The 26,357-nt window shown below is 70.1% G+C and carries 20 protein-coding genes; 7 read left to right on the top strand and 13 right to left on the bottom strand.

Going from position 1 to position 26,357, the window contains the following annotated elements; all coding sequences use genetic code 11:
• Window positions 1-318 precede the first annotated feature (318 nt).
• Window positions 319-726, bottom strand: coding sequence for a hypothetical protein (locus AB0N89_RS24520; RefSeq protein WP_364208156.1), 408 nt, complete (start codon window positions 724-726; stop codon window positions 319-321).
• Between the two features lie 126 nt (window positions 727-852).
• Entirely contained in the window at window positions 853-1,929 is a 1,077-nt protein-coding gene (locus tag AB0N89_RS24515) for a potassium channel family protein (protein WP_364208147.1), read from the bottom strand.
• 88 nt (window positions 1,930-2,017) lie between these two features.
• On the opposite strand from AB0N89_RS24515, the gene AB0N89_RS24510 reads away from it, so the two are divergent.
• Complete coding sequence (locus AB0N89_RS24510) at window positions 2,018-2,404, top strand: hypothetical protein (protein ID WP_364208144.1); 387 nt, start codon at window positions 2,018-2,020, stop codon at window positions 2,402-2,404.
• On the opposite strand, the gene AB0N89_RS24505 is transcribed toward AB0N89_RS24510, so the two are convergent.
• Together AB0N89_RS24505 and AB0N89_RS24500 are read right to left on the bottom strand one after the other, a co-directional pair.
• Window positions 2,401-5,658 carry a UvrD-helicase domain-containing protein gene (locus AB0N89_RS24505; protein ID WP_364208141.1) on the bottom strand — a complete coding sequence of 1,086 codons (3,258 nt, stop codon included), beginning with the start codon at window positions 5,656-5,658 and terminating at the stop codon, window positions 2,401-2,403. The genes AB0N89_RS24510 and AB0N89_RS24505 overlap by 4 nt on opposite strands.
• A complete protein-coding gene (locus AB0N89_RS24500; RefSeq protein WP_364208138.1) occupies window positions 5,655-8,870 on the bottom strand; it encodes an ATP-dependent DNA helicase in 3,216 nt (1,071 codons plus the stop codon). Before AB0N89_RS24500 ends, AB0N89_RS24505 begins: the two co-directional genes overlap by 4 nt.
• A 54-nt stretch (window positions 8,871-8,924) precedes the next feature.
• On the opposite strand from AB0N89_RS24500, the gene AB0N89_RS24495 reads away from it, so the two are divergent.
• The gene (locus tag AB0N89_RS24495) at window positions 8,925-9,248 is read left to right on the top strand and encodes an MGMT family protein (RefSeq protein WP_364208135.1); all 324 of its coding nucleotides are present in this window, start codon (window positions 8,925-8,927) and stop codon (window positions 9,246-9,248) included.
• A 14-nt stretch (window positions 9,249-9,262) separates the two neighbouring features.
• A complete protein-coding gene (locus AB0N89_RS24490; RefSeq protein ID WP_364208132.1) occupies window positions 9,263-10,093 on the top strand; it encodes a siderophore-interacting protein in 831 nt (276 codons plus the stop codon).
• Window positions 10,094-10,479: 386 nt separating this feature from the next.
• Here AB0N89_RS24490 and AB0N89_RS24485 read toward each other — a convergent pair whose 3' ends face one another.
• Genes AB0N89_RS24485 through AB0N89_RS24475 form a run of 3 tightly spaced genes read right to left on the bottom strand, consistent with a single transcriptional unit; the run spans window position 10,480 to window position 13,595 of the window.
• Window positions 10,480-11,769 carry an ATP-binding protein gene (locus tag AB0N89_RS24485; protein ID WP_364208129.1) on the bottom strand — a complete coding sequence of 430 codons (1,290 nt, stop codon included), beginning with the start codon at window positions 11,767-11,769 and terminating at the stop codon, window positions 10,480-10,482.
• A 55-nt stretch (window positions 11,770-11,824) separates the two neighbouring features.
• Window positions 11,825-12,634 carry a uroporphyrinogen-III synthase gene (locus AB0N89_RS24480; RefSeq protein WP_364208126.1) on the bottom strand — a complete coding sequence of 270 codons (810 nt, stop codon included), beginning with the start codon at window positions 12,632-12,634 and terminating at the stop codon, window positions 11,825-11,827.
• A complete protein-coding gene (locus AB0N89_RS24475; RefSeq protein ID WP_364208123.1) occupies window positions 12,627-13,595 on the bottom strand; it encodes a YafY family protein in 969 nt (322 codons plus the stop codon). Before AB0N89_RS24475 ends, AB0N89_RS24480 begins: the two co-directional genes overlap by 8 nt.
• Window positions 13,596-13,655: 60 nt before the next feature.
• Between AB0N89_RS24475 and AB0N89_RS24470 the strand changes: the two genes are divergently transcribed.
• The 4 genes from AB0N89_RS24470 (at window position 13,656) to AB0N89_RS24455 (ending at window position 17,405) form a co-directional block, all read left to right on the top strand.
• Entirely contained in the window at window positions 13,656-14,051 is a 396-nt protein-coding gene (locus AB0N89_RS24470) for a DUF3224 domain-containing protein (RefSeq protein WP_364208120.1), read from the top strand.
• Between the two features lie 9 nt (window positions 14,052-14,060).
• Complete coding sequence (locus AB0N89_RS24465; protein ID WP_364208117.1) at window positions 14,061-15,179, top strand: crosslink repair DNA glycosylase YcaQ family protein; 1,119 nt, start codon at window positions 14,061-14,063, stop codon at window positions 15,177-15,179.
• 153 nt (window positions 15,180-15,332) lie between these two features.
• Window positions 15,333-16,496: a hypothetical protein gene (locus tag AB0N89_RS24460; protein ID WP_364208114.1), complete on the top strand. Its 1,164-nt coding sequence runs from the start codon at window positions 15,333-15,335 to the stop codon at window positions 16,494-16,496.
• 42 nt (window positions 16,497-16,538) lie between these two features.
• Window positions 16,539-17,405, top strand: coding sequence for a hypothetical protein (locus tag AB0N89_RS24455; RefSeq protein WP_364208111.1), 867 nt, complete (start codon window positions 16,539-16,541; stop codon window positions 17,403-17,405).
• Window positions 17,406-17,481: 76 nt separating this feature from the next.
• Here AB0N89_RS24455 and AB0N89_RS24450 read toward each other — a convergent pair whose 3' ends face one another.
• Genes AB0N89_RS24450 through AB0N89_RS24425 form a run of 6 tightly spaced genes read right to left on the bottom strand, consistent with a single transcriptional unit; the run spans window position 17,482 to window position 26,317 of the window.
• Complete coding sequence (locus AB0N89_RS24450; protein ID WP_364208108.1) at window positions 17,482-18,585, bottom strand: uroporphyrinogen-III synthase; 1,104 nt, start codon at window positions 18,583-18,585, stop codon at window positions 17,482-17,484.
• Window positions 18,582-18,929 (bottom strand): nitrite reductase small subunit NirD, encoded by a 348-nt coding sequence (nirD, locus tag AB0N89_RS24445; protein WP_364208105.1) that lies wholly within the window; start codon window positions 18,927-18,929, stop codon window positions 18,582-18,584. Before nirD ends, AB0N89_RS24450 begins: the two co-directional genes overlap by 4 nt.
• Window positions 18,926-21,430 carry a nitrite reductase large subunit NirB gene (gene nirB / locus AB0N89_RS24440; RefSeq protein WP_364208102.1) on the bottom strand — a complete coding sequence of 835 codons (2,505 nt, stop codon included), beginning with the start codon at window positions 21,428-21,430 and terminating at the stop codon, window positions 18,926-18,928. Before nirB ends, nirD begins: the two co-directional genes overlap by 4 nt.
• Entirely contained in the window at window positions 21,430-22,788 is a 1,359-nt protein-coding gene (locus tag AB0N89_RS24435; RefSeq protein ID WP_364208099.1) for a nitrate/nitrite transporter, read from the bottom strand. The genes nirB and AB0N89_RS24435 overlap by 1 nt, the downstream gene beginning before the upstream one ends.
• 32 nt (window positions 22,789-22,820) lie before the next feature.
• The gene (locus tag AB0N89_RS24430; protein WP_364208096.1) at window positions 22,821-24,248 is read right to left on the bottom strand and encodes an FAD-dependent oxidoreductase; all 1,428 of its coding nucleotides are present in this window, start codon (window positions 24,246-24,248) and stop codon (window positions 22,821-22,823) included.
• The gene (locus tag AB0N89_RS24425; RefSeq protein ID WP_364208093.1) at window positions 24,245-26,317 is read right to left on the bottom strand and encodes a molybdopterin oxidoreductase family protein; all 2,073 of its coding nucleotides are present in this window, start codon (window positions 26,315-26,317) and stop codon (window positions 24,245-24,247) included. The genes AB0N89_RS24430 and AB0N89_RS24425 overlap by 4 nt, the downstream gene beginning before the upstream one ends.
• Window positions 26,318-26,357 lie beyond the last annotated feature (40 nt).

The raw sequence follows: 26,357 nt of genomic DNA, 5'->3' as shown, positions 1-26,357 counted from the left end.
GGGCATCGGGTGTCCCGAAAGTGGCTTTCGCGACACCCGAGGCCGACGCACGGGCGAGCGACACAACACGCCACATTGGCCTTGCCCCTCAATAAGTACCTGTGCCGTTGGCGATCCCGGGGTGTTCGGTCCGGCCGGTTCTCCGAGCCGGAAGGCCTGACTCGCGTGATCGGCTGGACGCCACGCTCACGGTAGGGATCCGCCGCGTGTCGTCCGTCTGATCACGCGTGTCGTCCCGCCAAGCACCCCGGGACTCAGCGGTGTCGATACCCCGGAGACGGACGGTTCCCGCCGTCCTGACCACTCACCCGGCGCGGATCAGGCCGTCGCCGGGACGCGCGGCCCGCGCAGCACCAGGAAGACGTACATCCCGCCCGCGAAGCAGCTGAACACCAGCAGGGCCAGCCCCAGCGGCCGCCGCGCGTCGCTGGCGCCCGCCGTCGTGTCGACCGCGTGCACCGCGACGCCGTCCCCCGAAGCGCCGTCAGGGACGACGACGTCGATGCGCTCACCCTTGCCGTGCCCGCAGCCGTTGAGCGAGCCCTCCGTCGGCTTGCCGCCGAATTCGAACTTGACCTTCTCGCTGGCCCCGCCACCCGTACAGGGCGCGGGCTCGAGGACCTCGGCCCGCACGGTCGTCCCCTGGGTCTCGTTCGAGATGCCGAACAGCCCCGGCCCGGCGAACCAGGCCAGGAAGATCACCAGCAGGCCGGCACCGGCCGCCACGGCCAGGGAGTTCCACCCCGGGGTGAGCCCTCTGGCGGGGTCCGATCGCTTGCGCACGAACGCCATGCTCCCAGAACCTCGCGGCAAAACACAGGAGCCCGCCGGGGTGGTAGCAAAGGTCCCCTGCTACCGCTCGATCGTCTCGGCGGCGGTCACCTTCCGGATGTACAGCAGCTTGTCCCCCGGCTCGATCGCGTCCGCCTGCGGAGCGTCCACCCGGTACAGGACGCCGTCGCGGACGACGCCCAGCACGATGTCCGGCAGGTGCCGCGGCGAACCGCCCTCTTCGGACGGTTCCACCGGACGCTCGGCGATCGCGAGGCCGGACTCGGGGGTGAGCAGGTCCTCGACCATGTCGACCACCAGCGGCGTCGACGTCGCCATGCCGAGCAGGCGTCCGGCGGTCTCGCTCGACACCACCACCTGGTTCGCGCCCGACTGCTTGAGCAGGTGGACGTTCTCCGCCTCCCGCACCGACGCCACGATGTGCGACTTCGGCGCGAGCTCGCGCGCGGTCAGCGTGACCAGCACCGCGGTGTCGTCCCGGTTCGGGGCGACGACGACGGCGCGCGCCCGCTGGACACCGGCGACGCGCAGCACGTCGGCGCGGGTGGCCGAGCCGTGCACGGTCACCAGGCCGAGCGACGTGGCCGCTTCGAGGGCCTGCTGGTCGGTGTCGACGACGACGATGTGATCGGGCTCGACGTTCTCGTCGCCGAGCAGCGCGTTGACCGCCGACCGGCCCTTCGTGCCGAATCCGACGACGACCGTGTGGTCACGCACCTTCGTCCTCCACTTTTGGATCTTGAAAGCCTGGCGGGAGCGCTCGGTGAGCACTTCGAGTGTGGTACCGACCAGGACGATGAGGAAGAGCACCCGCAGCGGGGTGATCACCAGGACGTTCACCAGCCGCGCGGACGACGTCGCCGGGGCGATGTCACCGTAGCCGGTGGTCGACAGCGACACCGTCGCGTAGTAGAGGCTGTCGAGGAAGCTGAGCCCGTCGCCGTTGGCGTCGCGGTAGCCGTCCCGATCGAGGTAGACGATCAGCACGGTCGCCAGCAGGGCGAGCATCGCGCCGATGATCCGTTTGAAGATCGACCGCATCGGGCTGACCGTCAGTTCCGGCATCCGGATCACGCCGACGAGCTCGTGGTCCGGGCGGTCGCTCAGCCTGACCGGGAAACGGCTCAGAACCTTCATCGGCAGGCTCCGGCCTGGTCCGCGTCACTCACGGTCGGGAGGATAGCCGAAGAACCTTCCGTTCAGCGCGGTATGCGAAGCTCGGGGCATGTCTTCGGATTCCAAGCCGTCTCAGCGGCCCGCTCATTTCCTCGCCGGCCTGCTGGGCGCGGCCGGTGTCCTGCACTTCGTCCAGCCGAAACCCTTCGACGCGATCATCCCGAAGCAGCTTCCCGGCTCCGCCCGGGCGTGGACGTACGGGTCGGGTGTGGCCGAGCTGGGCGTCGCCGCGGCGGTCGCCAACCCCAAGACTCGACGTCTCGGCGGGCTCGCGGCCGCGCTGCTGTTCGTCGTGGTCCTGCCGGGGAACGTGAAGATGGCCGTCGACGCCGACCGCCGGAAGGCGCCGAAGCACTGGCGGGCGGCCTTCTGGGCGCGCGTCCCCCTGCAGATCCCGCTGGTGACCTGGGCTCTCAAGGTCCGCGACCGCGCCTAGATCGCCGGGACGCTCCGCAGGAGGTTCCGCAGGCCTTCGGCGTCCAGCAGATCCGCCGGACGGACGGTCTTGTCGTGTTTCACGTAGTGGAACGCCGCCCGCACCTTCTCCACGGGGATGTTCCTCAGCGCCGCCCACGCCAGCCGGTACGCCGCCAGCTGCACGGAGAGGGACTCCAGCCGGTCCTTCTCCGGGACGGCGCCGGTCTTCCAGTCGACGACGGTCCAGCCGCCGTCGGGCTCGGCGAACACGGCGTCCATCCGCCCGCGCAGCGTCACGCCCGCGACGTCCGCCGAGAACGGGACCTCGACCGCGTGCGGCACCCGATGCGCCCACTCGCTCTTCTCGAACGCCGTCCGCAGCGCCTCCAGCTCCGAATCCGGCGCCTCGTCGACGTCCGCCGCCCCCGGCAGATCGTCGATCTCCAGCAGCTGTTCGCCCCCGAACCGCTGCTCCAGCCAGCCGTGGAACGCCGTCCCCCGCCGCGCGTAGGTGTTGGGACGCACGGGAAGCGGCCGCCGCAGCCGTTTGGCCAGCGCCGCCGGATCGGCCGACAGCTCGACCAGCTGACTCACCGAAAGATGCGGCGGCAGCACGACCTGCTGTACCCGGTCCCGCGCCCGCGCGCGCTCCTCCAGCAGCACCTTGGTGTCGGAGATCCAGCCGTCCGGGTCGTCCTCGTCCTCCTCGAAGCCTTCTTCCGCGTCTTCCATCGCGCCGAGGACCATGTCGACGCCGTTGGTGACGCCCTCGCGTCGCGGCCACAGCGGATCGACCGGCCACCGCGACCGCCGGGAGTCGGCGACCAGCGGGTTCTCCCCGTCGGCCTCGGGCTCGTCGGCCCAGTGCTCGATCCGGCCGACCGAGCTCCCCCGCATCACTTCGCCGATTTCGAGCAGGAACTCCGACGGCCCCTTCGGCTTCGCGCTGCTCTCGTTCCACCAATGGCCGGAAATCAGCATCGTGTGCTCGGAGCGGGTCAGCGCGACGTAACAGAGCCGCCGCTCCTCGTCCGCTTCACGCGCGACGAACCCTTCTTCGTGCAGCTCCAACGCTTCCTGGACTTCTTTGCGGTCCTGGCCTTCCGCGACCCGCAGCTCCGGCAGATCCTCCGAGTCACCGCGCAACGCGGCCGGCAGCGAGGTCGACGTCCGCAGCCACGACGACGACCGACGGCGCCCGGGAAAGACCTCCTTGACCAGGTGCGGAACCGCGACGATGCGCCACTCCAGCCCCTTGGCCGAATGCACGGTCAGCACCTGGACCCGATCCGGCACGACCTCCACCTCACCGGGGGTGAGCCCGTCCTCCGCGTGCGCGGCGGTGTTCAGGTAGTCCACAAAGGACAAAAGGGTGGCCGTCGGTGACGTCTCGGCGAAATCCGTGACGACGTCGGCGAAAGCGTCCAAATGCGCGCGACCGGCGGGCCCGGGCCGAGCCAGTGATTCGACGTCGAGCAGCATCGTGCGCTCCACGTCGGCGACCAGTTCGGGCAGCGACTGGTCCAGCCGCCGTCGCAACGCCGAAAGCTCCCGGCCGATCCGCTGGATCCGCCGGAACCCCTCTGGTGAATACCGATCCGGCGTCCCGGGATCATCGATCGCGTCGGCGAGTCCGGCCTGCTCGACCCGTTCGGTCACCAGCACCGGTTCGTCCACATCGGACTTCTCCGACGGCGGCACCGGTGACGAGAGTTCGCCCGCGCGGCGCCACAACGCCGCGAGGTCGGCCGCCGCGATCCGCCAGCGCGCCCCGGTCAGCAACCGCGCGGCCGCGCTGCCCGCGAGCGGATCGGCGAGCACCCGCAACGTGCTGACCAGGTCCGCGACCTCGGGTTCGTCGAGAAGGCCCCCGAGACCGACGACTTCCACCGGCAGCCCGCGCGCCCGCATCTCGGCCGCGATCGGGGCCATGTCGGCGCGACGGCGCACCAGCACCGCGGCCGTCGGTGGTTTCCCGGTCTCCTCCACGGTTTCGAACCAGCGTTTCGCCAGCGCGTCGGCCACCCACTCGCGTTCGGCGCGCACGTCCGGCAGCAACGCGGTGGCGATGTCGGCCGTTCCGGCGCCTTCCAGCGCGCGCAGCCGCGCGACCCCGAGACCGCGTTCCCGCAGCGGTTCAGAGATCGCGTTCGCGAGCTCCAGCACCTCGGGCGGGTTGCGGAAACTGGTCAGCAGCCCGAAATCCAGGGCCGGGACGAGCCGTTCGCCGTTGTCCCGCGGGAAGTCCGTGGTGAACCGGGGCAGGTTCGCCGCGCTCGCCCCGCGCCAGCCGTAGATGGCCTGCGCCGGGTCGCCCACCGCCGTCACCGGCATCGGCGGGTGCTCGACGCCGCCGAACAGCGATCGCAGCAGGATCCGCTGGGCGTGCCCGGTGTCCTGGTATTCGTCCAGCAGGACGGCGCCGTACCGCTCGCGCTCGCCCGCGACCACCGCCGGATAGCTGCTGGCGAGCTGCGCGGCCAGCGACATCTGGTCGGCGAAGTCGAGCGCGCCTTCCGCCCGCTTCCGCGTGTGGTACGCCTCGACCAGCGGCAGGAGCGCGAGCCGGAACCGTTGCGCCGTCATGACTTCGGCCAGCTTCTGCGGCAAGGCCGCACGCTGTCCCTTGGCCCGCGGCGCCTTCTCGATGACGTCGCACAGCCACGACGTGTACTGCGCCAGCCGTTCGGTCTCGACGAGATGCTCGCCGAGTTCCCCGGCCAGCGCGAGCAACTGCGCCGTCACCGTGGAGGGCACGCGATCGGTGTCGAGGTCATTGTCCCAAGTGGACACCACGCGATGCGAGAACTGCCACGAGGACGTCTCCGAAAGCAGCCGGACCCCGGGCTGGAACGGCAGCCGCAGCCCGTGTTCGGACAGCAGCCGTCCGGCGTACGCGTGATAGGTGAGCACCGTCGGTTCCCCGGCGGTCACCGTCATACGCAGGTCGCCGGTCGGGTCGATCTTGTCGAGCAGCCCCGAGCCGACCAGGCGGCGCAGCCGGGTGCGGACGCGTTCGCCGAGCTGGCGGGCGGCCTTGCGGGTGAAGGTCAGGCCGAGGACGCGCTCCGGCGGCACGACGCTGTTGGCCACCAGCCACACCACGCGCGCGGCCATCGTCTCGGTCTTGCCCGCGCCGGCGCCCGCGACGACCAGCGACGGCTCGATCGGCGCCGCGATCACCTCGGCCTGTTCGTCGGTCGGGCTGTGCAGGCCGAGCGCGCGGGCGATCTCGCCCGGCTCGACCTGGCGGCGCTGCAGTTCGGAGATCAAGGGCCGGTCACCTGCCTGCCCTCGGGCCGCAGCGGACAGCAACCCCTTGCCGGGCAACGATCACAGTCCGGGTTCTCGGTGACGCCGTATTCCGGGCCCACGGCGGATCCGGCCGCCGAACGCACCAGTTCGAGCCACTGCTTGCCGCCGTCCTCGTCGAGCGGCGCCTGCTCGCGCTGGGTGGATCCGGTCTTGTTGTTGGACTTCGCGACGTAGACCAGCCGGGCGCCGCCGGGTTTCGAACCGCCCTCGACGGCGCCGAGCAGCACGGCGAGCTGATACGCGGCCAGTTGTGGATGCTGTTCGGCGTCGTTGGCGGAGATCGGGACCTTGCCGGTCTTGATGTCGATGACGACCGGGCGGCCGTCCTTGTCCATCTCGACGCGGTCGACCCGGCCGCGCAAAAGCACTCGGACGTCGTCATCGCCCACTGGCAGTTCGACCTCGATGTCCTGCTCGACCCCGGCCTCGATCAGCTCCCGGCGGCTGGATTCCAGCCAGGAGATGAAGTTCCGCAGCATCTGCTCGACCCGCGATCGCTCGCGGCGGGAGAACCACGGCGCCCCCGCGTCGACCCGCACCCACGCCTCGTCGAGGGCCGCGCGGATCTGCTCGTCGCTGCTGCCGCCCGCGACGGCCTGCGCGAGGCCGTGCACCAGGGTCCCGGTGACGGCCGCGAGCTGCGCCGGGTCACTGCCGCCGTGGCGTTCGATCAGCCACCGCAGCGGGCATTTGACCAGAACCTCCACTGTGGACGGTGAGATGCGGATGAGCTCGCCGGGTCCGTGCACGGGTTCGCCGGTGGAGGGTTCGAGCAGGCCGTACCAGGTGCCCGGATGCGCGCCCGGGACACCGGCTGCGGCCAGTTTCGCGAGCTGCCGCGCCGCCCGCTGACGCCGTTCGGGCTCGCTCGACTCGTCGCAGACCACCTCACGCAGTTCGCCGACGAGTTCGGCGAGCACCAGCGATCGCCCCGCCGGTTTCATCCGCGAGTCGAGGCCGCCGTCGTCCGCGCCGTTCTCCTCCAGGTCGTCGATGAACCGCGAGGGCTGCTCATCCTCGCCCGCGACCGCGCTGACCAGCAGGATCTTCCGCGCGCGGCTCGCGGCGAGGTAGAACAGGCGCCGTTCTTCGGCGAGGATCGGCGCGGTGGCGGACACTTTTTCGTCGTCGACGCCGGACATGAGGTCGACCAGCCGTTCCACGCCGAGCACGGAACCGCGCAGCCGCAAATCCGGCCAGCTGCCCTCCTGGACACCGGCGATCGCCACGACCGTCCACTCCCGGCCCGCGGACGCGTGCGCCGTGAGCAGGGAGACGCCGTCGCTCTTCATGGCCGCGGGCGCCAGCGTGTCGCCCGCGATGTTCTGCGAGGACAGATAATCCGCGAACGAGGCGACACTCGCCTTCGGCAATCTGTCGACATAGCGACCGGCGGCGTCGAAGAGCGCGACGATCGCGTCGAGGTCCCGATCCGCCTGCGAGCCCAGCGAACCGCCTCGATCGACCAAGCGCAGGAAGCGCTCCTCCAGACCGCTGGCCTGCCACATCTCCCACAGCACCTGCTCGACGCCCTCACCACGCACCACGGCCTGATGCGCCGCGTACAGCAGACCACCGATCCGGCGCATCGGCAGCGACTCGGCCTCGGCGAGACCGGTGAGGACATCGTTGGTACGCAAGGCTTCCACCAGCAGTTCGTCGCTGGAGCGTTGTCCGCCTCCGGCGAGCTCCAGCCGGCGCAGGCCGCGACGCAGCCGCCGCAGCGCGAGCGGATCCGCGCCGCCCAGGGGCGAGGACAGCAGCATCTCGGCGAGGTCGACGTCCAGCAGTTCCGGGTCGGCGGCGAGCCGCAGCATCGCCAGCAACGGCCGGACCGCGGGTTGTTTCGCGAGCGGCAGTTCCTCGGTGGCCGAACCGATCGGCACCCCGGCGGCCCGCAGAGCGCGTTGCAGGACAAGGAAAGTACGAGCGGGCGACCGGACGAGCACGGCCATCTCCGACCACGGCACGCCTTCGACGAGATGCGCGCGGCGGAGCTGATCGGCGATCCAGCTCGCCTCGGCGGCCGGGGTCGGCATCAGGCGGACGCGGACCGCGCCGCCCTCGGCGCCGGGAGCGTCGACGAGCTTGCGCTGCGGCGACGAGCCGGGCAGCACGGACCCGAGTTTCGTGACCGCCGTGCGGATCACCGGGGCGAGCCGGTGCGCGGTGGTCAGCAGGACCGTGCGCTCACCGTCCTCGTCCGCGTCGGCGAACAGCCGGGGATCCGCGCCACGGAAGGAGAACACGGACTGATCGGGATCGCCCGCGACGACGAACTCGTCGGCTGCGTGCCCGATGAGCCGGATGAGCTGGGTCTGCAGAGGGTCGAGATGCTGCGCGTCGTCGACGAACAGGTGCCGGACGCGGCGCTGCTCGCGTTCGCGCAGGTCCGGGTCGTCCTCCAGCGCCAGCAACGCCGACGTGACGAGCTCCGCCGCGTCCAGCGCGGGCGCGCTCGCCACGCCCAGCGCGTTGCCGCCCGCGCCCTGCAGCAGAGTGACCTCTTCGTACTGGCTCCAGAAACGCCCCGCCGCGATCCACTCGACGCGGTCACGCCGCCTGCCGAGCTCGGCCAGGTCCTCCGGGCCGAGCCCGCGTTCGGCGGCGCGGAGCAGGAGGTCCCGCAGTTCCTCGGCGAAACCGGGCACGTTCAGCGCGGGCCGCAGCTGCTCCGGCCAGTCGAGCGCGCCCTCCTCCAGGTCACCGGCGAGCAGGTCACGCACGACGACGTCCTGTTCGGCCCCGGCCAGCAGGCGGGGCGGCGGGAGTTCGTCGGCCTGCGCCTCCATGCGCAACAGCGCGTACGCGTACGAATGCACCGTGCGCACGAGCGGCTCGCGGATCGTGCGCGGCAGCGGATCCTCTTCCGGATCGGTGGTGAGCCGGTGGGTGATGTCGGCGCGCAGGACCTCGGCGGCCTTGCGGGAGGTGGCCAGGATGAGCACGCTCTCCGGGTTCGCGCCCTCCGCGATGCGCCGCGAAGCCGCCGACGCGAGCAACGCCGTCTTGCCCGTTCCCGGGCCGCCGAGAACCCGGCGGAACCCGTCCGGGGCGGCCAGCAGGCGGCGGGCGCCGGCGTCCCATTGGAAGGACGGCGTGCCGGTGACCGGCGTGCGGACCAGCCGCGCGTCGGTTCCTGCCGCTGTTCGCCGCCCGTTCACGCCCACGATGGAACCACGCCCCGCCGACACAACCTCGCAGCGGCACGGCAAAGTGGTCCCATGGATGACGAACTGCAGGAGCGGGTGCGCGAGGTCATCGCGAGCGTGCCCGCCGGCTCGGTCGCGACTTACGGGGATATAGCGTCGGTTTCGGGAGCCCCGTCACCGCGGCTGATCGGGCGGATCCTCAGCGAGGACGGCCACGACCTGCCTTGGCACCGCATTCTGCGGGCCGACGGGACACCGGCTCCGCATCTGCTCGACGAGCAGCTGCAGCGACTGCGCGAGGAGGGCGTCATTCCCGACGGCCAGCGCGTCGACCTGCGAAAATACCGGTGGCAGCGTGATCCCGATGACGACGCTGGCCTTGGCGGACTTTTTTAGGTTAGCCTCGCCTAATGAGTTACATCGAGGCGAAGGTGACCGGCGTCCGGCGGCTCACCCCGCACATGAGCAGGGTGACCTTCTCGGGAGCGACACTGGTGGACCAGGCGCCCGACCAGTACCTGAAGGTGTTCTTCCCGCAACCCGGCCAGTCGGAGCCCGTGCTCCCCGCGCCGGTGAACGGGGACGAAGTGCTGTCCTGGTACCGGACGTACCTCGCGATGCCGGACGACGTCCGCCCGCCGATGCGCACCTACACCGTGCGCGCGCTGCGGCCGTCGGCGCGAGAGGTCGACATCGACTTCGTGCTGCACGGCGACGAAGGCCCCGCCTCGGCGTGGGCTTCGGGCGCTTCGGAGGGTGACAAGGTCGCCTTCCTCGGGCCGCACGGGCTGTACAACGTGCCCGAGGGGACGAACTGGCAGCTGCTGATCGGCGACGAGACCGCGATCCCGGCGATCGGCGCGATCGTCGAGGCGCTGCCCGCCGGGACGCGGGCGCTGGTCTACGTCGAGATCAGCGACCGCGAGGACCGGCAGGTCTTCGAAACGCAGGGCACCGTGGAACTGCACTGGGTGGTGCGCGGTGCTCAGCCGGTCGGCGACGCCGTTTTGGACGCCGTGCGCAAGGCCGATCTTCCGGGCGGGACGGCGTACGCGTGGGTTTCCGGCGAGGCGAGCATGGTGAAGCTGGTGCGGCGGCATCTCGTGCGGGAGCGCGGGATCGACAAGCGGGCGATCTGCTTCACCGGATACTGGCGGCAGGGCATGAGCGAAGAGGCCGCGGGGCGGGAAGCGATGCGGCAGGCAGAGGCGGGCGAAGCCCCTGCCGCCGAGGAGGACTGACGACTCCTTCGCGCTTCGGGGTCGTGCGTACGCGCCCTTCGCGCTCTCAGCCCTGCGAAGGCGACAGAATCTCCGCCCGCCGCGTACGGCAACTCGCCTGACCTGCGAAAAGAGAGCAAGGGACCTTTGCTATCGCTTATCTCAACATTGAGAGAGGCGATAGCAAGGGTCCCTTGCTATCGCCTGTCTTAACGTTGAGATAAGCCGAAGTCCGTGAAGGCCTCCTTGCCTACCCTGAAGGTAGTGAAGGAGGCCTTCACGGACTCTGGGTCCCTCAAGGGGGCCTTCACGGACGGCCCAAGTACATGAAGGGGGCCTTCACGGAGCCAGGCGCAAGCAAGGGGGCCTTCCGGTACCGAAGAGGCCGGTACCGCAAGGCCCAAAACTCAGTGCGGCACCCACAGCGTCACCCGCGTCCCCCGCCCCGGATGCGAGTCGATCGTCCCCCGTCCGCCGACCTCCGCCAGCCGCGCCATGATCGACTGGCTGATCCCGAACCCCGGCGGCCGCTCCAGCATGCTGAAGCCCGTCCCCTGATCCCGCGCGATGACCGCGATGCCGCCGTCGCTCTCCTCGACGCGAAGCACGACCTGTTTCGTCCCGGCGTGCTTCACGGTGTTTCGGAGGGCTTCGCGGACGGCGTCGCGGATGGCGGTCCGGCGCGCGTGCGAGAGGCGGTAGTCCTCTTCGGTCTCGGCCGCGACGAGCTGGGTGCGGAGGCCGTCACGCGCCATTTCGGTGGCGACTTCCGCGAGGTCCGCCGCGAGGCCGCGTGAGGAAGGCGCGTCCGGGCCCGCCAGTTCGCGACGGAGTTCGGCGGCCTGCGCCCGCGCCGTCGCGCGCAACTCCGTGAGCCGTTCGGCGGCGGCGGAATCGTCGTCCGGCGCCTCCAGTCCCATCGCTTCCAAGGCCTGCAGCACCGAGTCGTGCATGACCCGCTGGGTCCGCAGCCGTTCGGCGCGCTGCCCCCGGCGCATCCCGATCCCGAGCGCGAACCGCGTCCCGACGCCGAGCAGGATCAGGATCCCGGCCGTGGTCACCATCGCCACGACGAGCGCGATCATGCACCCCACCGACCGGCTCACCGCGAGCGGATGATCGAGCGGGAGCCCGCCGATCCAGGTCAGGAACGCCCGGAACGGGAAGGCCGCGATCAGCAGCACGAGCGCGGCGGGCAGTCCGAACGACAGCGTCCACAGCGCCACCGTCCCGACCAGCCACGTCCACGCGACGTCGAGGGCGAACGGCTGGATCCCGCTCGGCGCGGCCGCGGCCACGACCGTCGTGAGCACCACGCCCACCGCGAGATCCGCGTACATCAGCCGCCCGGACGTCTTCGCCCGGATCCCGCGGCCCCGCACCACCCACCAGACCGCGAAGATGTTGAGCAGCACAGCCAAGATCGTCGTGCTCAGCACCGGGACGATCCCCGCCGACCCGTTCGAGACCGCGAAACCGATGTACACCTTGGGAAACGCGGCGACACGGTAGAAGATCGGGCCCAGCGCGGAGTAGCGGATCGCGCGCATGAGCATCGAATCCGCTGAGTCTTCGCGATAACGCCAGTCCGGAACGGAGTCGGGATCGGGTGCTTCGTCGGCCGGGCTGGCGCCCAGCACCGAAGATCCCTTCCTCAACATCGCGCGCACGAAAGTGACCGATTGAGACTCGGACATCCGCCGCCCTCCCGTGCGTCCGATGCGTCGAGATTGGCAAAGCGGGCTGACCGCGTCAAGACGGCCGAATGCGCAGTTCCGCGACGAGAAGTTTCACCAAGGCGCCGAGTCGCTGACGTTCGGGCTGGATGGTCGGCACCCCGGCGGCTTCCAGCGGGGCCGCGGTCACCGGTCCGACGCACGCGCACAGCACCGGACCTCGCAAAGCGTCGAGCAGTTCCTCGCGACGCGAGCCCGCCAGCACCAGCAGGTTCGCCGCCGCCGGCGCGGAAGTGAAGGCCATGGCACGCACCCGTCCGGCGATCACGCTTTCGACGAGCTCGTGCACAGGTTCGACGTCGACGGGCGAAAGCCAGCGATACGGCTGCGCCTGGACGACGTCCGCGCCCGCGTCCCGCAGCAGTCCGGTGAGTTCCGGCAGGAGGGTGCCGTGGAGCTGGACGGCGACGCGTTCCCCGCGGACCCCGGCGTCGCGCAGTCCCTCGAACAGTTCCGCGTTGCTCTCCTCGGGAGCGGAGAACTCCTCCCGCAGCCCCTCGCCGCGGACGGCGCCGGCCGCTTTCGGGCCGCGCACGAAGATCCGCGACGACGAGAGCCGTTCCAGCAGCAGTTCGCGCAGCCCCCAGCCTTCGGCCGCGGAAAGCCAGCCGCGGAACCCGGCGCCGGTGGTGACGGCGGTGAACCCGACCTGTCCGGTCAGCACGGCGTCGGTCGCCGCCCGCAGTTCGGTGTCGTCGGGCAACGGGACGATGCGGATGGTCGGCGCGTGCAGCACGGTCGCGCCGTGCCGTTCGAGCGCGGCGATGAAGTCCTCAGCCCGCCGTTCCGCGGTGATCCCGATCGTGACGCCGTCCAGGTCAGCCATAAAGCGCGCCCATTTTCCTGATCTCCTCCGCCAGCCGCTCGCGCAGATCCGCCGGTTCGAGCACTTCGAGGTTCCCGCCGAACCGCAGCAGTTCGCCGACCGCCGATTCTCCCGGTTCCACCGGCAGCTCCATCGTCAGCCAGTCGTTCCCGTCCGGCTCGGCGTCCGCTTCCCGCAACGCCCGCGCCCCGACGGCCCCGAGGTAGAACGGCAGCAGGATGCGGGCGAACCCGTTCAGCCGGACCACCGCCACCCGTGCGTACATCCGCTTCTCGAACTGCTCCGACCACTCCTGCCAATAGCGCGCGAGGTCGAAGTCCGACGGCCGTTCGAAGGTCTCGCCGAGATCGTCGAGCTCCTCGATCCGGGAGACGCGGTAGGTGCGGTCGGTCCCGTCGCACCGCGCCGCGAGGTACCAGTTCCCCGCCTTGAGGATCAGGCCGAGCGGGTCGAGGACGCGATCGACCTTCCGCTGCCCCCAGCGTTCGTACCGGACCTTGATCCGCCGCCCGCGCCAGACCGCGTCGGCCAGTTCGGACAGTCGCGGCAGGCTTTCGATCCCGCGATGCCAGCCCGGGACGTCCAGATAGAACCGCTCGGAGATCTTGCTCGCCCCGGCGCGCAGTTCGGCGGGCATGGCCGCGTGCAGTTTGAGCTGCGCGGCGGCGAGGACCGTGCCGAGCCCGAGTTCGGAGGCCGCGCCCGGCAGCCCCGCCAGCGAAAGCGATTGCGCCTCTTCCTCGGTCAGCCCGGTCAGCCGGGTCCGATAGCCGTCGACCAGCTGATATCCGCCCGTGCGCCCGCGATCGGCGTACACCGGGACACCGGCCGCCGACAGGGCCTCGACGTCGCGGTAGACCGTCCGGACCGACACCTCCAGCTCCGTCGCCAGCTCCTCGGCCGTCATCCGGCCGCGGTTCTGCAGCAGGAGGAGGACCGACAGCAGTCTGCTCGCGCGCATGAATCCAGTATCCCCGAAAACCTGACACAACCTGACAGGTATGGCTGACAGGGTGAACCCATGAACACTTTCGCCGTGAAGAACTGGGAAGAAGCCATCGTCAGCGGTGTCGACGGCGGGCCGCGGGTGGCCCACGCACACGCCACGTTCGGCTACAACGGGCTGATCGAAGGCGAGTCCGTCCTCGACTACCTGCTGTACTACGCGGGTGAGGGCTACGACGGCGAAGGCACGACGGCCGCGGGCTTCGAGCGTTTCGAGGGCAGTGTGGACGGGCGCAAGGGAAGCTTCCTGATCAAGCACGTCTGCGGTTTCGACGCGAAGGGATTCTCCTCGACGTTCGTGGTCGTCGAAGGCTCCGGAACGGGTGAACTCGCCGGGCTCACCGGGACCGGGACCACGACGGGCGCCCTCGGGGAGCCGACGATGTCGTACACGCTCGACTACTCGCTTTAAGGAGGACCTGTGCTCGAGGTCGATCGCGAGCAGGTGCTCGCGTACCGGATCGCCGCGCACGGACTGCACCGGGAGGTGACGGATCCGGCCGCGGCGGCCGTGTTCGACCTCGGGCTGCAGGATTCCGTGCGGGACACCGCGCTGCTGGGCCTCGCCGCCCGGGTCGACGGCGCCGTCACGCCCGGGATCTGGGACGACGAACGCTTCGTGCTCGCGTGGACGCATCGCGGCGCGCCGCATTTCCACCGCCGCGCGGAACTGGACGCGATCCGGGCCGCCCTCGTCCCTCTCGACGAGAAGGACGCGATGGCCCGGATCCTCTGGCAGCGCAAGCAGGTCGAGGCCGCGGGGATGTCCGCGACGGACGCGCTGTTCACCGCGGCGAAGGCGATCCGCGAGGTCGTGACCGGCGTGCGGCCCAAGGGCACGGTGAGCGGCGCGGTCACGAAACTGATCCCCGACGGTCTTTCGTACGCCTGCCGCGGCTGCGGGGTCGTGCACATCTACGAGCAGCTGATGCGGGTCGCGTCGATCCACGCCGGGGTCCGGCTGGAGGCGGGCGCGACCCCGGCGACGTTGGCGCCACTGGAAAAACGAAAGCCCATGAAGACCTCGCCGGATGCCAAGGCCGCGGCACGCGTGATCGAGGGTTACCTCCGGATCAACGGACCGGCCGCTCCCGGTGAGGCCGCCGCCTACGCCGGGACGACCCGCGCCGGGGTCGACGCGATGTGGCCGGACGGCCTGGTCGAGGTCCGGGTCGAAGGCAAGACGGCGTTCCTCCCGGAAGACCGGGTGTCGCTGCTGGAGAACCCGCCGGAGCCGGACGTCGTGCGCCTGCTGCCGCCGCTGGACCCGTTCGTCCAGGCACGCGATCGTGCCGTGGTGGTGCCGGACAAGGCCAGGCAGAAGGAGGTCTGGAAGATCCTCGGCAGTCCCGGCGCGCTGCTGGCCGACGGCGAGATCGCCGGCGTCTGGCGGGCCAAGGCGAGCGGGAAGAAGCGGCTCGACTTCACCGTCACCCCGTTCGACGCGCTCCGCCCGGCCGTGCGTAAGGCAGCCGAAGAGGAGGCCGCCCGCGTGGCCGCCGCCCGCGAATTCCCCGACCACCGCGTCGTCTGGTCCTGAAGGCAGTTGTCCCTGAAGGCTGCATGCGCGTCACAGGCAAGGCAGGATATCGCGTAAACTTGCCCCTGAAGTCAACTTGTTCCACTGGGGCAAGTTGCCGCTAGGGGCAAGTTTATTTGACTCTCCGTATCCGCTCGTGACACCATCGGCCGGGTGTCCGTCGCCGAAAGCAAGTCTGAAAGCTTGGTTGACCAGGCCATACGAGCCCTGCATACGCTGCTTGGTGCCGACTGGTCAGTGACACTCGCGCAGTCAGCTGACGACGGCCCCGGGGACCACGGCACGTTCGATGGCCGGGTGACGATCGCCCCTCCTGGTGGCAGCCCTTCCACGGAACTGTTGATCACGGCGCGACAATCGGTCACGCCTCGCGAGGTCGAGACACAACTCGGGACCGTCGGAAACCTCTTGGCGCACACGCGCGCCTCACCGACCATGCTGGTGGTCTCGCCTTGGCTCAGTCCACGCGTCCAACAGGAGCTGCGAGACCACCGAATCGGCTACCTCGACCTGACCGGTAACGTCTTCCTGTCGGTCACATATCCTGCGATTCACCTTCAGATACAAGGCGCGTCACGTTCCCCTCGGGCGAACCTCGGAACAGCGACCGGAGCCAAACGTGTCACTCTGGCGGGAGAGAAAGCAGGCAGGATCGCCCGTTTCCTCGTGGATTTCAAACCACCGTACAAGGCCAAGGACATCGCGGACGCGACACAAGTCGATTTGGGCTGGGTCTCGCGCTTGCTGGGCGCGCTCGACGATCAGCTCCTGATCGAACGTACGAACCGTACGATCACCGACGTCGACTGGGTCAATCTTCTGCGCGCCCGGGCTTCGACGACCAAGCTGCTCAACGACAAAAACTACGTCGGGATGATCGCGCCTGCCGGCACCAAGTCGGTTCTACGCGAGCTGGCCACGTTTCCGCACTCTCCCCATGGAGATCCGCAGGTGCTGGTGACCGGCCCGTACGCCGCGCGCGCGGTAGCTCCGCTCGCCACCGGCGGCCAACTGATGCTCTACGTCGACGGCTCTCCCGGCTCCATCGATAAAATTGCCGACGAACTCGACCTGCTGCCTGTCGAGCACAGCGCCGAAGTCCTCCTGATACGCGCACGTGACCCAGTGGTCTTCAAACGTCCTCACAAGGTCGCTGGCATCCCACTCGTGGCGCTGAGTCAGTTGGTGATCGACAGCCTCTCCGGTCCTGGGCGAATGCCGGCCGAAGCCGAAGCGGTGCTCGACCTCATGCAGGCCACAGAGGAAACCTGGCGGCATCCCTGGCTCGCACATTTCGAATCGAAACCTTCCCGATAGAATTCTTCGCCATCAGTTCTCCGCAGGAAGATGAATCCAACCGTGGCCAAGGTCCCCGACGGGGTCGACGTTCAGGAACTGACCATCGTCGCTCGGAAAGTGCTCCTCGATGGGCTGACCGCACTCGAGAGGCACCTCGACGCGCTGACGGTCGTCGGCGCTCAGGCGGTCTATCTCCAAACCGCGGAGGTGCCGCTAGCCACCGCCGCCTACACATCCGACGGCGACGTCGGCGTCGACCCGCAACAGCTTGCCGACGAGCCATTGCTGGAACAGGCGCTTCGAAGCGCCGGCTTCGAACGACTTCAGCAGCACCAACCAGGACTCTGGGGCCGTACTGAAACGGTGGGTGACACCCCCACAAAGGTCGAACTGGACCTACTGGTCGGCCAAACCCTCGCTGAGGGAGGCAACAGGAGCGTCAAGATCCAGCCCCACGACAAAATGGCCGCCCGACGTGTACCCGGCCTGGAACCCACGGTGGTCGACCGCACACTCATGACGGTTGCCGCGCTGGAGCCAGGCGACGATCGTCGAATCCAGGTTCACGTCGCAGGAGCCGCAGCACTCCTGGTCGCGAAAGCCCACAAGATCCACGACCGGCTGAATGACAGCGCTGCGCGTCCGGACCGTTTGACCAACAAAGATGCCGGCGACGTCTATCGGCTCATGATGGGCACCCGCGTACGGGAAGTCGGCAACACTTTCCGAAGACTTCTTGCGGATCCCCGGGTAGGCGGCGTGACCGCCACCGGACTCGCCTATTTGCGCGAGCAATTCGGCGGTGCGGACACCGCCGGAATCCGGCTCGCCATCGAGGCCCTCGCCGGCTCGATTCCTGAAAGCACTATTCGCGCTGCGGCACCCGCGTATATTCGCGCGCTTCCCATTCCCGGAAAGATCTCCTGACAACTTCCCGAATTTCGTCCTCTGAATGCGGTAGTTGCACGTGCAAGGACCGCATTCAGAGGACAAAATGCGTGAGTCACGGGTCGACGGCCAGGCGGTAGCCGCGCTTGACGACCGTCTGGACGAGTTTCGGCGCGCCCAAGGAACTCCGCAGACGTCCGATGGCGGTCTCGACGGCGTGCTCCTCGCCGCCGTCGGGCAACGCGGAGATCAGCTCCCGCCTCGAGAACACTCGGCCCGGGGATTCCGCCAGCGCCCGCAGCATGGCCATCGGCGCGGGCGCGACGTCGCACCACTGCCCGTCGACCAGCGCCGCCTGACCACGCAGCTCGATACTCCGCCCGCCCGCCGTCAGCCGGGGCGAGCGGGCTTCGAGCGCCTCGGACACCGTCCGCGCCAAGGCGCCGATCCGCGACCGGGCGGGCTGGACCGTCGGGATCCCGAGCGCGGCCAGCGGCGCCGCCGTGATCGGCCCGACGCACGCCGCCACGACCCGCTTTTCCAGCGCCCGCACGATTCCCGGCAGCCGCCCGGTCCGCCTCGCCAGCGCGAGCAGGGACGCGGCGGCCGGCGCGCTGGTGAACGGCAGCGCGTCCACCGAGCCGTCGAGGACCGCGTCCAGCAGCCGGTCCAGCGGCCCGGGATCGGCCGGGCCGACCCAGCGGTACACCGGCACCTCGATCACCTCCGCGCCCGCGGCGCGCAGACCGTCCACAAAGTACGGAAGCGGCTCGCCGTGCAGCTGCACAGCGACCCGCTGACCGTCCACATCGGATTCGAGAAGATGCCGTAACACCTCGGCGTTGCTCTCCGACGCGGGCGAGTAGTCCTCCGACAACCCGGCCGCGCGGATCGCGCCTTTGGCCTTCGGACCGCGCGCGAGCAGCGAGGACTTCCCGAGCCGATCCAGCAGCTCCTCCCCCAGTCCCCAGCCTTCGGCCGCCTCGACCCAGCCCCGGAAGCCGATCCCGGTCGTCGCGACGACGGCGTCGACCCGGTCTTCGAGCAGGCGCTGCGTGGCCGCCCGGAGTTCGGTGTCGTCGGCGAGCGGCACGATCCGGATCGCCGGGCCGTAGCGCACGGTCGCGCCCTTACGCACGAACAGCGCGCCGAGCTCGTCCGCCCGCCGCGCCGCCGTGATCCCGATGACGAAGCCCGCCAGGGGCAGCACTTCCGTCACGGTGAAGCCTCGACCTCCACCACGCCTCCGGTGACCCGCACCCCGTACGCCGCGACCGAGACCCCTTCGGCGTCCAGGCACGACCCGGACCGCAGGTCGAACCGTTCCTTGTACACCGGGGAAGCCACCACGGGGACGCCGCCCGCGTCGCCGACGATGCCGCGCGAAAGCACCGCGGCTCCGCTGATCGGGTCCAGATTGGACAGTGCGTACCACCGGTCGCCGGGCAGCCGGAAGATCGCCACCTGCACGCCGTCGTCGAGCAGGGCTGCGACACCGGACCATTCGGGGACGGCACCCGCCGCGCAGACGGCGGTCCAGGTGCGCTCGATCGAGGTCGTCACTGTTTCACCTCCGGGATGCCCAGTAGTACGGGCACCTTCTGGTCGCGTTCGGTGCGGAACGAGATCGTCGGGTCCGGCGTTCCCGGCGCGTTGACGAACGAACTGAACTTCGCGAGCTTCTCCGGGTCCTCCAGCACTCCGCGCCATTCGTCGGCGTAGTCGCCGACGTGTTTGGCCATCGCCGCGTCGAGGTCCTCGCAGATGCCGAGCTTGTCGTCGACGATCACCGCGCGCAGGTGGTCAAGCCCGCCCTCCATCTCCTCGACCCACGGCGCGGTGCGCTGCAGGCGGTCGGCCGTGCGGACGTAGAACATCAGGAACCGGTCGATCGTGCGGATCAGCGTCTCGGTGTCCACTTCGGACACCAGCAGGTCCGCGTGCCTCGGGGTCGCGCCGCCGTTGCCGCCGACGTAGAGGTTCCAGCCCTTGTCGGTGGCGATGACGCCGAAGTCCTTGCTCCGCGCCTCGGCGCATTCCCTCGCGCAGCCCGAAACGGCGGATTTCAGCTTGTGCGGCGAACGCAGGCCGCGATAGCGCAGCTCCAGCTCGATCGCGAGCCCGACGCTGTCCTGCACGCCATACCGGCACCACGTCGAACCGACGCAGGATTTGACCGTGCGCAAAGACTTCCCGTACGCGTGCCCGGACTCGAACCCGGCGTCGACGAGCCGTCGCCAGATCAGCGGCAGCTGGTCGACGGTGGCGCCGAACAGGTCGATCCGCTGCCCGCCGGTGATCTTGGTGTACAGCCCGAAGTCCATCGCCACCTGCGCGATCACCATGAGCTTCTCCGGCGTGACCTCGCCGCCGGGGATGCGCGGGACCACCGAGTACGTCCCGTTGCGCTGGAGGTTCGCGAGGAACTTGTCGTTGGTGTCCTGCAGGGTCGCCTGCTCGCCGTCGAGGATGTGCCCGTTGCCCAGCGTCGCCAGAATGGACGCGATCACCGGTTTGCAGATCGCGCAGCCGGTGCCGCTGCCGTAGCGGTCGATCATCTCGCTGAACGTGCTGATCCGCGTGGCCTGGAGGATCTGGAACAGCTCCGCGCGGGACTGCGGGAAGTGCTCGCACAGCGCCTTCGACTGCTCGACGCCGCACGCCGTCAGCAGCTTGCCCAGCAATGGGATACAGGATCCGCACGCCGTTCCCGCCCGCGTGCAGCCCTTGATCTTGGCGACCGAATCGCAGCCCTGATCCGTGATCGCGTGCGTGATCGCGCCCTTGGAAACCGCGTTGCACGAACAGATCTGCGCCGCGTCGGGCAGCGCGTCGACCCCGACCGCCGCCCCGCCGCCGGCCGGGGCGAGGATCGCGCCCGGCTCGGCGGGCAGCGGCCTGCCGACCATCGCCCGGAGCGTGTTGAACTCGCTCGCGTCGCCGACCAACACCCCGCCGAGCAACGTCTTCGAGTCGTCCGAGATCACGAGTTTCTTGTACGTACCCGCGACAGCGTCGTTGAACGCGACCTCCAGCGCGCCCTCGGTCGCCGCGTGCGCGTCGCCGAAGCTGGCGACGTCGACGCCCATGAGCTTGAGTTTCGTCGACATGTCCGGTTCGGGGAAAGTGCCCTCGCCACCGGTCAGCCGCGCCGCGACGATCTCCGCCATCGCGTACCCGGGCGCCACGATGCCGTACACCTTGCCGTCCACGGCCGCGCATTCGCCGATCGCGTACACCGCCGGATCGGACGTCCGGCAGGTGTCGTCGACCAGGACTCCGCCCCGCGCGCCGACGTCCAGCCCGGACGAACGCGCGAGGTCGTCGCGCGGCCGGATCCCGGCGGAGAACACGACCAGGTCGACGTCGAGTTCGGTGCCGTTGCCCAGTTTCGCGATATAGCGAGAGCCGTCCTGCTCGATCGCGTCGGTCGACGTTCCCGTGTGGACGGTCACGTCGAGGCCGGTGATCAGCCGCCGCAGCAGGCCGCCGCCGCCCTCGTCGACCTGCAACGGCATCAGCCGCGGCGCCATCTCGACGACGTGCGGCGAGAGCCCCATGTCCCGCAACGCCTTCGCGGCCTCCAGCCCCAGGAGCCCGCCGCCGATGACGACCGCCGAACGCCGTCCGCGCCCGGGTCGCTGCGCGGCTTCCCGGATGGCGTCGAGATCCTCGATCGTCCGGTAGACGAAACAGCCGGGAAGGTCGTGTCCCGGAACCGGCGGGACGAACGGCCGCGAACCGGTCGCGAGGACGAGCGTGTCGTACGGCTGCTCGTACCCGGCCTCGGTGACGACGGCCTTGCGCTCCCGGTCCACCGAGGCGACCGCGTCACCGAGCCGCAGCTCGACCAGCGGATCGCCAGTGTAGTCGGCACCGGAAAGCGCCAAAGCCGAAGGATCCCAGGTGTCCACATAGGACGTCAGCGCGACCCGATCGTAAGCCGGCCGCGTCTCCTCGGCGAGCACCACGACCTGCCATTCGCCGCTCTTGTCCTCCGCGCGCACAGCCTCCACGAGCCGGTGCGCGACCATGCCGTGCCCGACGACGACGAGTTTCCGCATCAGACCTCCGCCCCGGCGAGCGCCAGCCCTCGGGTGCTCGCCACCTCCGACTGCTGTTTGCGCAGGTACACCGCCCACGTGACGGCGAAGCACAGCCCGTAGAAGACGAGGAAGGCGACGAACGCCGGCACCCCGCTCTTCGTGTCCGCGAACGACTGCCGGAAGGCCAGGTTGATGAACAACCCGCCGAGCGCGCCGATCGCCCCCGCCAGCCCGATCAACGCGCCGGACAGCTTGCGCGCCCTGAGCATCTCCAGCGTCTCGTCCGCGCCCTCGCTGATCGCGACCTTCGCCTTGGCGCGGAAGATCGCCGGGATCATCTTGTACGTCGAGCCGTTGCCGACACCGGTCAGCACGAACAGCACGATGAACGCGACGGTGAACAGCGCCAGCGAGTTCGACGTCGAGGCCAGGATCAGCACCACGGTCGCCGCGGCCATCCCGACGAACGTCACGAAGGTGACCTTGCCGCCGCCGAGCCGGTCGGCCAGCCGGCCGCCCGTCGGCCGCGAGAACGAACCGAGCAGCGGTCCGAGGAAGGTGACCGCGGCCGCCTGCAACGGCGTCCGGCCGAACTGGTTCTGCAGCACCAGGCCGAACGCGAAGCTGTAACCGATGAACGAACCGAACGTGCCGACGTAGAGGAACGACATCACCCAGGTGTGCGGATCCTTGACGACCTCGCGCATCGCCTTGGTGTCGCCCTTCATCGAGGCGAGGTTGTCCATGAAGAAGTACGCGCACGTCGCGGCGAGGACGATCAGCGGGAGGTAGATCGCGAGCACGATCCGGGGCGCGGTCGCGCCGACGGTGCCGATGACCAGCAGGCCGATCAGCTGGATCGCCGCCACCCCGAGGTTCCCGCCACCCGCGTTCAGCCCGAGCGCCCAGCCCTTGTGCTTCTCCGGGTAGAACGCGTTGATGTTGGTCATCGACGACGCGAAGTTCCCGCCGCCGACCCCGCCGAGCGCGGCGACCAGCAGGAACGTGCCGAGCGAGGTGCCCGGCTCCATCACGATCGCCGCGAGGACCGTCGGCGCCAGCAGCAGCAGCGCGCTGACGATCGTCCAGTTCCGGCCGCCGAACCTCGCGACGGCGAAGGTGTACAGCGGCCGCATGAACGCGCCGATCAGCGTCGGTGTCGAGACGAGCAGGAACTTGTCCGCGGCTGAGAGACCGTACTGCGGTCCCATGAACAGGACCATGACCGACCACAGTGTCCAGACGGAGAAGCCGATGTGCTCGGCCAGGACGGAGAACCAGAGGTTCCGCCGGGCGATCCTCTTCCCGGTCTCCTCCCAGAACCGCTCGTCCTCCGGGTCCCAGTGCTCGATCCAGCGTTTACCGCGAGCGGTCATGCGGTCCTCCTCGGTGGTGGATGCGTTCGGGTTCACTGGGCGGCCAGCCATTTCGCGACCCCGCCGACGGCGTCCTTGCAGTCGCCGCAGCCAGTGGTCGCGCGGGTCGCCCCGGCGAGGGCGGGGACGTCGGTGGCGCCGGCGCGCCAGGCCTCGACGAGCCGCCCCTTGGTCACCGCGTTGCAGCGGCAGATGACCGCCGACGCGGGCAGATCGGCCGGGCTCGACGCCGACGGCGCCCCGGCGGGCAGCGCGCGTCCCAAAAGGACGGCGAGCCGGTCTTCGGGCACCGGCGTGCCCCGGTCGTAGAGCTGCGTGATCATCGCGGCCGCGTCGGGAAGGCCGAGCAGGATCGCGCCCGCCACCCGGTTTTCGCGGACGACGAGCTTGCCGTAGCGGCAGCCCGCCGGGTCGCTGAAGGTCAGCACGTCAGCGGTCGGGTCGTCCGCGGCGGTCATCGTCTCGCCGAGCGCGGTGAGGTCGATGCCGCGGGCCTTGAGCCGGGTGACCGCCTGGGTGCCGCGGTAGCGCGACGCGGATTTCGTCCCGGTGACCAGATCCGCGACGACGGCCGCCTGCTCCCACGCGGGTTGCACGAGCCCGCCGAACGCGCCGGGATGTTTCGCGCAGTCGCCGATCGCGTGGATCCGGCCGTCGCTGGTGCGCAGCAGATCGTCCACGACGATGCCGTTCTCGACGGCCAGCCCGGCGTCCGCGGCCAGTTTCGTCTCGGGCCGGACCCCGGTGGAGACGACGATGAGGTCGGCGGGCACATGCGTGCCGTCGTCGAGTTTGAGCCCGTCGCCGCTGACGTACCGCGCGGCCCCGACGCCGAGCCGGAAGTCGACACCGAGTTCTTCGAGCTTCCTGGTCAGCACCCGCGCCGATTCCGCGTCCAGCTGCCGTTCCATGATGTGCGGCATCGGATGCACGACGGTGACGAGATTTCCGCGCCCCGCCAGACCTCGCGCGGCCTCCAGGCCGAGCAGGCCGCCGCCGAGGACGGCGACCGGTGCGCCCAGTTTGGCGGCGTCGAGGATGCGGGCGCAGTCGTCGAGGGTGCGGAACGCGACGACGTCCGGGCCGGGTTCGAGCCCCTCGACCGGCGGCATCCACGGGTTCGCGCCGGTGGCGAGCACGAGCGCGTCATAGTCCACAGTGGACCCGTCGTCGAGATGGATCCGCCGTGCCGCACGGTCGATCGACGTCGCGGAGACGCCCCGTCGCAGGTCCGCGCGGGTGCGGGACGGCCATTCGTCGTCGTGCAGCCGGACCGCGTCGGGCCGCATGGTGCCCGCCACCACCGACGAGAGCAGCACCCGGTTGTAGGCGGTGTGGTGCTCCGCGCCGACGACGGTGAGCCGCACGCGTTCGCCCTCGGGATCGCGGCGCTGGATCTCGTCCGCGAGCCGCGCGCCCGCCATCCCGTATCCGGCGATGACCACCGACCGGGGGCTCACGCGACGACCTCGGCCGGGGCGAGCGCGACCGCGCACACCTTGAACTCGGGCATCCGGCTGGTCGGATCGAGCGCCGGGTTGGTCAGCAGGTTCGCCCTGCCCTCACCGGGGAAGTGGAACGGCAGGAACACCAGGTCCGGGCGCAGGGACGGCACGCAGCGGACCCGGGCGACGGTCTCCCCGCGCCGGGACCGCACCAGCGCGAGATCACCCTCGGCCAGTCCCGCCCGGGCGGCGGTGTCGGGATGAACTTCCACGAAGGCCTCCGCCACGACGTCGTTGAGTTCCTTGACCAGCCGGGTCTGCGCCCCGGACTGGTAGTGCTGCAGGACCCGGCCGGTGGTGGCCTGCAAGGGGAATTCGGCGTCGGGCACCTCGGCCGGGCCGACGTGGTCCACCGGGACGAACCGCGCGCGGCCGTCCGGATGGGCGAACCGGTCGAGGAACATCCGCGGCGTACCGGGATGCGACTCCGCCGGAACGGGCCAGTACAGCGCCTCGCCGTCGCGGAGCCGGTCGTAGGTGATGCCCGAGTAGTCGGCGACACCGCCCTTCGACGCCCGGCGGAGCTCGGCGAAGACGGTCTCGGCGTCCGCCGGGAACCGTCCGTCGGGCTGGCCGAACCGGCGGGCGAGTTCGGAAAGCACGTAAAGATCGGTCTTCGCGCCGGACGGCGGGTCGATCGCCTTGCGCCGCAGCAGGATCCGGCCTTCGAGGTTGGTCATCGTGCCGTCCTCCTCGGCCCACTGGGTGACCGGCAGGACGACGTCGGCCATGGCCGCGGTCTCCGACAGGACGAGATCCGAGACCACCAGGAAGTCCAAAGAGGACACTTTCTCCTGGATGTTCCCCGCACGGGGCGCGGAAACGACGAGGTTGCTGCCGAACACCATCAACGCGCTCGGCCCGTCTTCGGTCCCGAGCGCCTCCAGCAGCTCGACGGCCGAACGGCCCGGCCCCGGCAGGGATTCCGGCGGGACACCCCAGACCCCGGCGACGTACTCGCGGGCGGCGGGGTCGTCGATCTTGCGGTAGCCGGGCAGCTGATCGGCCTTCTGGCCGTGCTCGCGCCCGCCTTGCCCGTTGCCTTGCCCGGTCAGGCAGCCGAACCCGGACCCCTCGCGCCCGGGCAGCCCGAGGGCGAGCGAGAGGTTGATCCAGGCGTTGACCATCGCGGTGCCGTTGGCGTGCTGTTCGGTGCCGCGAGCGGTGAGGACATAGGCGTTGCGGGCCGCGGCGAGCTTGGCGGCGACGCGGCGCTGGTCCGCGGCGGAAACGCCGGTGACCTGCTCCACGCGTTCCGGCCACCACGCCGCGACCGAGCGCCACAGTTCCTCGAAGCCGCCCGTACGATCGTCCACATAGGACCTATTGAGCAGGTCGTCGGCGACGACGGCGTGCAGGATTCCTTGCGCGAGAGCGAGATCGGTGCCCGGCGCGGGCGCGAGATGGAGTCCGGCCAGTTCGGCGGTCGGGGTACGGCGCGGGTCTACGACGATCAGGTCCGCGCGCGTGAGGTGCTGCGTGAACGGCGGCATCGTCTCGGCCGGGTTCGCGCCGATCAGCAGGACGGCGTCGGCCTCGGCGAGATCCGTGACCGGGAACGGCATCCCGCGATCGGCGCCGAACGCCTTGATCCCGGCGGCGGCCGCCGAGGACATGCAGAACCGGCCGTTGTAGTCGATCTGCGAAGTTCCGAGCGCGACGCGGGCGAACTTCCCCAGCAGGTACGCCTTCTCGTTGGTGAGCCCGCCGCCGCCGAAGACGGCGACCGAGTCGGCGCCCTTGGCGGCCCGGATCTCGGTGAGGCGCCGCGCGACGAGGTCGAGCGCCTGCTCCCAGGTCGCCGGCCGGAGCTCGCCGTCGACGCGGATCAGCGGCGTCGTCAAACGGGACGGCGAGGTGAGGAGCTCCCCCGACGTCCATCCCTTCTGGCACAGGCCGCCGGCGTTGACCGGGAAGTCGCGCGGCGTGACGCGGACGCCGTCGAGGCTCATCCCGCACTGCAGGGCACAGTACGGGCAGTGCGTGTCCACCGCGCGGGTGGGGACAGGGGTGGCGAGCGGCACGGGCACCTCCTCCAGGCGTCGATGGCGCTTGAAGGTAGGG

Source organism: Amycolatopsis sp. NPDC089917, from assembly GCF_040684635.1.
GTDB lineage: Bacteria > Actinomycetota > Actinomycetes > Mycobacteriales > Pseudonocardiaceae > Amycolatopsis.
This window is presented reverse-complemented; position numbering and strand designations above follow the sequence as displayed.